This is a genomic window from Candidatus Limnocylindrus sp. (assembly GCF_040397235.1).
Lineage (GTDB): Bacteria > Chloroflexota > Limnocylindria > Limnocylindrales > Limnocylindraceae > Limnocylindrus.
The window spans coordinates 1-1,023 of the sequence record NZ_JBBAWH010000015.1 but is presented as its reverse complement, the minus strand read 5'-3'; the positions used below and the strand labels follow the sequence as shown (position 1 = coordinate 1,023).

The following is a 1,023-nucleotide window of genomic DNA, read 5'->3' as shown; positions in this document are numbered from 1 at the left end:
CCGCTGAAGGCGCCACCGCCATGGTGCGCCACGCCACCATACGTATCGGCGATCACCTTGCGACCGGTGAGGCCCGAGTCAGCAAGCGGTCCGCCCACCACGAACCTTCCCGTTGGGTTGATGTGCACCGCGGTGTTGGGCGTCACCCAGCTGCCGAGCGCTTCGCGCGCTAGTGCCTCAAGGGCGCTACGCACTTCGTCGATGTGCACCTCCGCGCGATGCTGCGCCGAGACCACAAAGGCCGTTACCTCATGTGGCGTATCGCCCACGTATCGCACGCTGACCTGCGCCTTACCGTCGGGTCGCAGCCACGGGATCGCTCCGGTGGTGCGAGCGTTCGTGAGGGCACGGGTAAGGCGCTGCGCCAGCACCAGCGGCAGTGGCAGCCCTTCGGGAGTCTCGTTCGTGGCATAGCCGTAGACAATCCCCTGGTCGCTCGCACCCAGCACCCCGTCGTCGCGAACGACGCCCATGGCGATGTCGCCGCTCTGGGGGTCGATGGTGACGCGCACGGTGCAGGTGTCGGGGTCGATCCCCTCCTCTGCCGACTCGTAGCCGATCTCGCGAATGACACGGCGCACGGTGTGCACGATTTCGCTGTGGTTGAGCGGGTCGCGGCTGGCCACTTGGCCAAAGACCCAGACCTCGTTGCCGCTTGCGGCGGCCTCAATACCGCAGCGCGTGTACGGATCGCGTACCAGGTGCGCATCGAGCAGCGCATCGCTGATCTGATCGCAGAGCTTGTCGGGATGCCCCGTGGTCATGGACTCGCAGGTCACGATCCTGCTGGTGCTTGGCTTCGCTGCCATCTTTTGTACCTCCCAGTTCGACCGGCTCGGGCCGGCGCCTGGGGCACGACGCAGCACGCCACAGAGGGCGCTTGGTCCACGTCGGACCCGTCCGCATCGCCATATCAGCGTTGGCACCGTTCCGGCCCCCGGGTTGGGGATCCGTTGGTTGCCGCACCTTCGTCGAGCTGAATCTCTCCGGTGCTCTCGATGCGCGTCACCACCAAGGTGACAG

At 66.5% G+C, this 1,023-nt stretch carries 1 protein-coding gene and 1 riboswitch; the gene reads right to left on the bottom strand.

Going from position 1 to position 1,023, the window contains the following annotated elements:
- A partial coding sequence (locus AC3LB0_RS05935) for a methionine adenosyltransferase domain-containing protein (protein ID WP_488650242.1) occupies positions 1-809 on the bottom strand: 809 nt, incomplete at its 3' end.
- Positions 810-899: 90 nt separating this feature from the next.
- Positions 900-1,005, bottom strand: a riboswitch (SAM riboswitch).
- Between the last annotated feature and the right edge of the window lie 18 nt (positions 1,006-1,023).